We start from the raw sequence: 7611 nt of genomic DNA, 5'->3' as shown, positions 1-7611 counted from the left end.
GTGTTCAGAGGTGTTTCGATTGACCTCGCCGCTGTGACTCGACAGATCTATTGACGACTCAAGGCTGGTCATCCAACGCGGACCTCGATGACGGCTGTCGGAGTGCCGCTCTCAATGGCGCGTGCGGTCTCACGGCCACGGCCTCAACGATCCGCCACCGTCACTCCCCCCACGAAATCACCAACTGCACCCCAGACTTGCGCCAAGAACTCGGCACCATCACGCCCCAACTCGCCAGGTTCCGTCCTGAGTGTCTCGTGCTGGCCGCGCGGATGGCGTAAGCCGCTTCTCTTTCCGCTGCGGCGTCCCCGTCGATCATGTAGTCGTCTCGTAGGAATACATCGGCTCGAGCCAGGTATCCGACAGCGCATATCCGGTGGGGAATGGGTCGGTCGGATCGAGGCCGACCTTGATTAGCTGGGTGATCCAGCCCTGCCCCGCGATACTCGGGATGATCGCATCGACCGAGCCTTGCTTGCTCGTGCTCTCTACCACCGCGTCGAACGTCGTTCCCACGATCGACTCGTGGATGAAGCGCTCGCCCACGCCGATCTGGCCGCGGGCGTGCATCACGGCAAGGCGTGCAGACGTTCCTGTGCCACAAGGGCTTCGGTCGATGCGGCCGGGCGATACGATGACGGCATTACGTGCTCTCAGCACACCGTCAACGCGTTCTAGGGGGCTGGTGAACGACAGGTTGGTGATGCCGGGATATTCGGGATGCACGGGATGCACCGCAGGCGGCAGTTGTTCGATGGCGGCGGCTTTGATCCGCTCTCCCATCACACGCAGTTCGCGCCCTTCGGTGGGCTCCAGCTTGAACCCTGCGCTTGCCGCGTCGACGATCACGTAACACATTCCACCCCACGCGACGTCGACGGCGAGTGCACCGATGCCGGGGACGTTGATCGTCGCGTCGAGTTGATACACGAAAGCCGGCTGATTGACGAAGCGGACACTGGTCACCTTGCCGTTGCGGCATTGGCACTCCACATCGATGAGCCCCGCCGGAGCTTCGAGGGTGAATCGGGTGACGGGTTCCTCCATGGGAATCATCCCGGTTTCCAACAGGACAGTGGCGACGCAGATGGTGTTGCTGCCCGACATTGCCGGGTACTCCGTGGATTCCATGATCACGTAGCCCATTACGGCCTTCGGGTTGTTGGACGGCAAAACAACGTTGACACTGCGGATGACGTTGCCGCGCGGCTCCCGCAGCAAACGGAGACGCAGGTCGTCCCGATGGCTTTGCAGGTAATTCCGCTTGTCGAACATGGTGGCGCCGGGCACGTTGCCGACCCCACCCACGACTACGTCGCCTACCTCCCCTTCCGCGTGGCACCCAACGATGTCGACAAGATTGTTCAACCGCACCGAAATGCTCCCTTCAACAGCTTGTGATCCTGTGTAACAGGATATTTCGTCTCTCAACGATCACTTCACCGGCAAGACCGCGCGCCACTCCGTCGGTCTGTCATCGACGTATCCCGCGCCGAGGGCGGTTGGCGCACCAGCCTCCGGAGCGTTGATCGACGAACTATCCCACGAGTACAGCGCTGTGCCGTAAGAGCGGTATGCCATGGGTCGAAGCAGTTGCGACCGAATCAGGCCAGCCATTCCACCCCGGCGCGGTGCCGAACTCATCTGCTTCTGTGTGGCTCCTGCTGTTGCCTTCAAGCCAGCCCAAATGATTACAATGTGACATTGCACTAGACGGAAGGGTCGTGCCCGTGCGCATTGTCGTTGTCGGTGCAGGCATCGTCGGCGCCGCCTGTGCACGTGTGCTGGCCAGAACCGGATTCGACGTCGCCGTCGTCGACCGAGGTGCCGTCGCCGGGGGGACATCGTCCCGTTGCGAAGGCAACCTCCTGGTGTCGGACAAGCCGCCAGGGCCGGAGTTGGATCTTGCGATGCTGGCAATGACCCGCTGGCCGCGGATCGCATCGGAACTGCGGGAGGAACTTGGTGACGGGTTTCCGTCGATCGAGTACGAGCCCAAGGGCGGTATCGTCGTCGCCTGCACCGACGCCGATGCGGACGCGCTGGAGTCCTTCGTCGAGAACCAGCGTCGGCAGGGAGTGGAAGCACACACCCTGACGCCGAGCGAGGCACTGCGACTCGAGCCACATCTGACCCCCGCCATCTCCGCAGCGGTGCGCTACCCGGGGGATGCCCAGCTGCAACCGACCGCGGCAGTCGAGGCGCTGCTGGCATCGGCCAGGAGGGCAGGAGCGTCGGTGCGCATCGGCGAGCGGGTCATTGGTGCGCTGCGCGACGACACCGGCAGTCGCGTGGTCGGCCTGCGGACCGACCGAGGTGACCTGTATGCGGACGCCGTCGTCAATGCCGCCGGCCCGTGGGCCGGAGAGGTCGCCACGGTGTTGGGCGCCCCGATCCCGGTGTTGCCCCGGTATGGCAGGGTGCTGGTTACCCCGCGCATGCCCCAGCGGGTCTTCCATAAGGTCTACGACGCCGACTACGTGGGTGCCACCCAATCGTCCGACACGGACCTGCAGACGTCTACTGTGGTTGAATCCACTGCCGCGGGAACGGTTCTCATCGGCTCATCGCGACAAAGGGTGGGCTTCGACGACCGCCTTCAGGTGAGGGTGATCTCCGAAATCGCGGCCAAAGCCATACGGCTCTTCCCCTTCCTCGAATACGCCCAGGTGCTGCGCACCTACGGCGGGTTTCGGCCTTACATGCCAGACCACCTCCCGGTGATCGGGCCGGACCATCGGGTGTCGGGCCTCTACCACGTCACCGGACACGAGGGTGCCGGCATCGGCCTGTCGGTGGTGTCCGCCGATCTCCTTCTAGCGCAAATCACTCAGACCACGGCGCCAACCGCAACCGCACCGTTCGCACTGAGCCGCGCTAGCCTGGCGCCGCACCTTCGGGATGCGGCATGAGCGCGCGCAGTGTCCCGCCGGCACGCGACCCCATCGAGCCACTGCCGACCGCCGAGGTCGAGATCGACTTCGATGGCCGCGTCTACCGCGGCGTTCGCGGCCAGTCGATCGCTGGGATTCTGCTCGCCAACAACGTCACCGCGTGGCGTACCACCGGTGATCTTCAGGCACCGCGGGGATTGTTCTGCGGTATCGGCATCTGCTTCGACTGTGTGGTCACCGTGGATGGACTGGCCGACATTCGAGCCTGTCTGCGACGCGCACGCGGTGGCGAACATATTGAACGTCAACATATCTCGCCACCGATTCCGCCTCAGGATCGCCACGATGAGTGAGACCGACGTCTTGGTCGTCGGGGCCGGACCGGCGGGACTCGCCGCAGCAGTGTCCGCGCGCCGGGCCGGCGCAACGGTCCGGATTCTGGACTCCTCTGATCAATCGGGAGGCCAATACTGGCGGCACCTCCCCGCTGACCGGGCCGCCGGTGACGAATCCCGACTGCACCACCAATGGCAGCGCTACCAACGGTTTCGGTCGGCCATCGATACCGATTCCGCTGTGACAGTCGATCTGGGGACGCACGTCTGGGCGATCGAACGTCACGACGCCGCCGTGCGCGTCCACACCGTATGCGGCGAGGTCGACGGGGCTGGTCGTCGCAGGCAGTCGATCACCGCCCGGGCGTTGATCCTGGCCACCGGTGCCTACGACCGCGCGCTACCCGTCCCGGGCTGGACGCTGCCGGGTGTGGTGACTGCTGGCGCCGCTCAGGCGTTGGTCAAAGGCGAACGCGTGATGATCGGTGAGCGGGTGTTGATCGCCGGAGCGGGCCCGTTCCTGTTCCCGGTGGCCGCCTCGATGCGTGCGACCGGGGCGAAGGTAGTCGGTGTCTACGAGGCGTCGGGATCCGGCAGGCTGGGCCGCCACTGGCTGGGACGGCCATGGGAATTAGCTTCTGCGCCAGCTAAATTGGTCGAGTTTACCGGGTATGTCGGCACCCATCTGCGAGGCCGGATTCCCTACCGCCCGGGATGGGGTGTGGTGGCGATCAATGGCACCGATCATGTCACGTCGGCCACCGTGTCCAGGCTCGACGACCAGTGGCGGCCCGTCGGGACGACGCGAACGGTGGACTGCGACGCGGTGTGTCTGGGGCACGGCTTCAGCCCCCGGCTGGAGCTGGCCATTGCGGCGGGCTGCGCGCTGAACGGCGACCGCTTCGTCATCGTGGACGCCGCCCAGCGGACCAGCGCTCCTTCGGTGTTTGCCGCCGGGGAGATCACCGGAATCGGCGGCGTGGATCTGGCGCTGGCCGAGGGCGAGATTGCCGGCTGGGTGGCCGCTGGAGGGACTGCCACCGATCCGGGTCTCACGAGCGCGCGGCGGGCCCGCGCAGCATCGACCAGATTCGCCCGCCGTATCGCCAACGCACATCGAATCGGCTCCGCGTGGACCGACTGGCTTGACCCGTCGACAGTGATTTGTCGTTGCGAGGACGTCGATTACGACACCCTGATTCGGATCCGCGACGTCACCGAATCGGTCGGACTCCGCTCCCTGAAGCTAACCACCAGAGCCGGGCTGGGGCTGTGCCAGGGCCGGATCTGCGGCCGCTCGGTCGAGCACATCCTGGCCCGCGGCAACGGGAGTGCCGGCTTCGCCGATGGTGCCAGCACCGACCATAGGCCGATCGCTGCGCCCATTCGGCTCGGGGAACTGTCCCGGCCCGCAGATTCCGTCGACAATCCGCAATCACCATCCGCACAGGAGAGGAAACCCGTATGAGGGACCCGAAAATGGACCTGGGTGGCGTCATCGTCGCCACCACGCTGGCGTTCAAATCGGACGCCTCGGCACCGGCCGGTCTGGCCGTCGACTACGACAAGTTCGGCGCACACATCGACTTCCTGATGAGCAACGGATGCCGCGGCGTCGGACCGAATGGTTCGCTCGGCGAATATTCCTCGTTGACCGACGAGGAACGACGCAAGGTGACCCAGGTCGCCGTCGACGCGGTCGACGGCCGCGGACTGGTGATTGCCGGCGTACACGGCGTCGGCTGGCACCAATCGCAGATGTGGGCCGAGTACGCCAAACAGGACGGCGCCGACGGCGTGCTACTGCTCCCACCGATTCTGTACCGGTCGACGCACGATGGGATAGTCGAGCACTTCCGCCACGTCGCCGAGGTGGGGCTGCCGATCATGGCCTACAACAACCCGTTCGACACCAAGGTCGACCTCACCCCACCCCTGATCGCGCGGCTCGCCGAGATCCCAGAAGTTGTTGCCGTCAAAGAGTTCTCGGGCGATGTGCGGCGGGTCTTCGATATCAAGGAGCGTTGTGACATCGACGTCATCGCCGGCGCCGACGACGTGCTGTTCGAGATGCTCGTCGATGGCGCAGTAGGATGGTTTGCGGGCTACCCCAACGCCTTTCCCAAGGAAGCCGTCGAACTATACGAGCTGTGCGTGTCCGGCAAGTGGCAGGAGGCCCGGTCGCTCTATGAGCAACTGGTCGCCGTGTTCCGCTGGGATTCGCGCACCGAATTCGTCCAAGCGATCAAACTCTCGATGGACATCTGCGGCAACAGCTACGGTGGTCCGACCCGGCCTCCGCGCACGCCGCTGACGCCGGAGCAACACGCCCAGGTCACCGCGGACACCGAGCGCGCCCTGACCGGACTTGCCGCCCGCTGACCCCGCAACAGGAGGACCGCTCATGCGATCATCGCTCGTGCTGCACGCCGTCGACTCGCACACCGAGGGGATGCCGACCCGGGTGATCACCGGGGGGGTCGGGGTCATTCCGGGTGCGACGATGAACGACAAACGGCTGCACTTCATCGCGCACCTGGATCACATCCGACGGCTGCTGATGAACGAACCGCGCGGCCACGCGTCGATGTCGGGCGCGATCCTGCAACCGCCCGTGCGCCCGGATTGCGACATCGGCGTGGTCTACATCGAGGCCAGCGGGTGCCTGCCGATGTGCGGCCACGGAACAATGGGTGTCGCAACGGTTCTGGTCGAGACCGGAATGGTGCCGGTGACCGAACCGCGCACCGTTATCCGGCTCGACACACCCGCTGGCCTCGTCGTCGCCGAGGTAGAGGTCGACCAGGGCCGCGCGGTGTCGGTGACACTGGCCAACGTGCCAAGCTTCACCGAGCGTCTCGACGCCAGCGTCGCCGTCGAGGGGCTCGGTGACGTGCCCTACTCCGTGGCCTTCGGCGGCAACTTCTACGCGATGGTCGACCTCGACGCCGTCAGCCTCCCGTTCGACCGCTCCCGTGGCCACGACATCATCACCGCCGGGCTGGCGATCATGGACGCAATCAACACCACCGCACCGCCCAAACACCCCACCATCGGAGGCGTCGATCACGTCCACCATGTGGAGTTCATCGCGCCGGGTTCCACCGCCGAACTGTCGCGGCACGCCATGGCCATTCATCCGGGGTGGTTCGACCGCTCACCGTGCGGCACCGGCACGTGCGCGCGAATGGCAGAGCTGCACACCCGCGGGCAACTGCCCCTGCATCGGGATTTCGTCAACGAATCATTCATCGGATCGCAGTTCATCGGCCGGCTCGTTGGCACCACCACCGTTGGGGGGTTCGACGCGGTGCAGCCGACGATCACCGGACGGGCCTGGATCACCGGCACCGCGCAGTACATGCTCGACCCCGACGACCCTTTCCCGGCCGGATTCGAATTCTGACCATCACTCGTTACGGAGGCCTCACCGGTGACTGACACCGCTACCCCTGTCGACCTGTCCACCGTCCTCGACCGCGCCGAGGCCGCCGCCGCGCCATTGGCCGACATCGACCTGCACGCCCGCGCCCGCGCTCTCGTCGCGGTCGCAGACCGGCTCGACGACGCCGCCGACGAGCTGATTCCGCTGGCCGTCATCGAGACCGGTCTGGCCGAAGGCCGGCTTCGCGGCGAAATGCGGCGCACCACATGGCAACTGCGGCTGTTTGCCGAGGTCATTGTGGAAGGCGCATACCTGGATGCGCGCATCGACGAGGCAGACCCGGACTATGTCATCGGACCTCGCCCTGACGTGCGGCGCGTCAATGTGCCGATCGGCCCGGTCCTGATCTTCGCCGCGTCAAACTTTCCGCTTGCGTTCTCGGTTGCCGGCGGTGACGCTGCCGCTGCGCTGGCCGCGGGCAACCCGGTCGTGGTCAAGGCGCACGAAGGCCATCCCCGGCTGTCCCGGGCGACCGCTGAGATTGTCGAGAACGCCTTGACGGCCGCGGGATTGCCCGGCGCGTTCAACCTGATCGAGACCCGCGACGACGGCGTCGCCGCGCTGCGGGACCCGCGCGTGCGTGCCGCCGCATTCACCGGATCGACCGCCGCGGGCCGGGCGTTGGCCGAAATCGCCGCGGGCCGCACGAATCCGATCCCCTTCTACGGCGAGCTCGGCAGCGTCAACCCGGTTTTCGTCACCGAGGCCGCGCTGCGGCAGAACGCGGCTCAGATCGCCGAGGGTTACGTCGCCAGCGTCACCGGATCGTGTGGTCAGCTGTGCACCAAACCGGGATTCTTGTTCGTCCCCTCCCACACGCGGGTAGCCGACCACATCGTCGCCGCCGCCGCCGAAGTGGACGAACACCGCGAACTGACGCCCGGCGTCACGACCGGATACGTGCGGCGCCGCGACGCCGTCATGTCCCGCCCCGACG

General features: G+C 65.9%; 7 protein-coding genes. 6 read left to right on the top strand and 1 reads right to left on the bottom strand.

Going from position 1 to position 7611, the window contains the following annotated elements; genetic code table 11:
• Positions 1 to 315: 315 nt before the first annotated feature.
• Positions 316 to 1374 (bottom strand): proline racemase family protein, encoded by a 1059-nt coding sequence (locus ACRDUX_RS10575; protein ID WP_526413633.1) that lies wholly within the window; start codon positions 1372 to 1374, stop codon positions 316 to 318.
• A 356-nt stretch (positions 1375 to 1730) separates the two neighbouring features.
• On the opposite strand from ACRDUX_RS10575, the gene ACRDUX_RS10570 reads away from it, so the two are divergent.
• The 6 genes from ACRDUX_RS10570 to ACRDUX_RS10545 all read left to right on the top strand — a co-directional run.
• The gene (locus ACRDUX_RS10570; RefSeq protein WP_526413631.1) at positions 1731 to 2912 is read left to right on the top strand and encodes an NAD(P)/FAD-dependent oxidoreductase; all 1182 of its coding nucleotides are present in this window, start codon (positions 1731 to 1733) and stop codon (positions 2910 to 2912) included.
• Entirely contained in the window at positions 2909 to 3247 is a 339-nt protein-coding gene (locus ACRDUX_RS10565) for a 2Fe-2S iron-sulfur cluster-binding protein (protein WP_526413630.1), read from the top strand. The genes ACRDUX_RS10570 and ACRDUX_RS10565 overlap by 4 nt, the downstream gene beginning before the upstream one ends.
• The gene (locus ACRDUX_RS10560) at positions 3240 to 4697 is read left to right on the top strand and encodes an FAD-dependent oxidoreductase (protein WP_526413628.1); all 1458 of its coding nucleotides are present in this window, start codon (positions 3240 to 3242) and stop codon (positions 4695 to 4697) included. Before ACRDUX_RS10565 ends, ACRDUX_RS10560 begins: the two co-directional genes overlap by 8 nt.
• Positions 4694 to 5611, top strand: a complete 918-nt coding sequence (locus ACRDUX_RS10555; protein WP_526413626.1) for a dihydrodipicolinate synthase family protein — start codon at positions 4694 to 4696, stop codon at positions 5609 to 5611. Before ACRDUX_RS10560 ends, ACRDUX_RS10555 begins: the two co-directional genes overlap by 4 nt.
• A gap of 22 nt (positions 5612 to 5633) precedes the next feature.
• Complete coding sequence (locus tag ACRDUX_RS10550; RefSeq protein ID WP_526413624.1) at positions 5634 to 6635, top strand: proline racemase family protein; 1002 nt, start codon at positions 5634 to 5636, stop codon at positions 6633 to 6635.
• Positions 6636 to 6662: 27 nt separating this feature from the next.
• Positions 6663 to 7611 (top strand): aldehyde dehydrogenase family protein (locus tag ACRDUX_RS10545; protein ID WP_526413622.1); only part of this gene is annotated, 949 nt, incomplete at its 3' end.

The organism is Mycobacterium sp., from assembly GCF_050701675.1.
Taxonomy (GTDB): domain Bacteria; phylum Actinomycetota; class Actinomycetes; order Mycobacteriales; family Mycobacteriaceae; genus Mycobacterium.
The sequence above is the reverse complement of the archived record's forward strand: the minus strand, read 5'-3'. Positions and strand labels throughout refer to the sequence as shown.

What these genes read in the sequence shown, in the direction of transcription:
- ACRDUX_RS10560 (WP_526413628.1), top strand. Translation starts at nt 3,240, where the DNA reads ATGAGTGAGACCGACGTCTTGGTCGTCGGGGCCGGACCGGCGGGACTC.
- ACRDUX_RS10565 (WP_526413630.1), top strand. Translation starts at nt 2,909, where the DNA reads ATGAGCGCGCGCAGTGTCCCGCCGGCACGCGACCCCATCGAGCCACTG.
- ACRDUX_RS10550 (WP_526413624.1), top strand. Translation starts at nt 5,634, where the DNA reads ATGCGATCATCGCTCGTGCTGCACGCCGTCGACTCGCACACCGAGGGG.
- ACRDUX_RS10555 (WP_526413626.1), top strand. Translation starts at nt 4,694, where the DNA reads ATGAGGGACCCGAAAATGGACCTGGGTGGCGTCATCGTCGCCACCACG.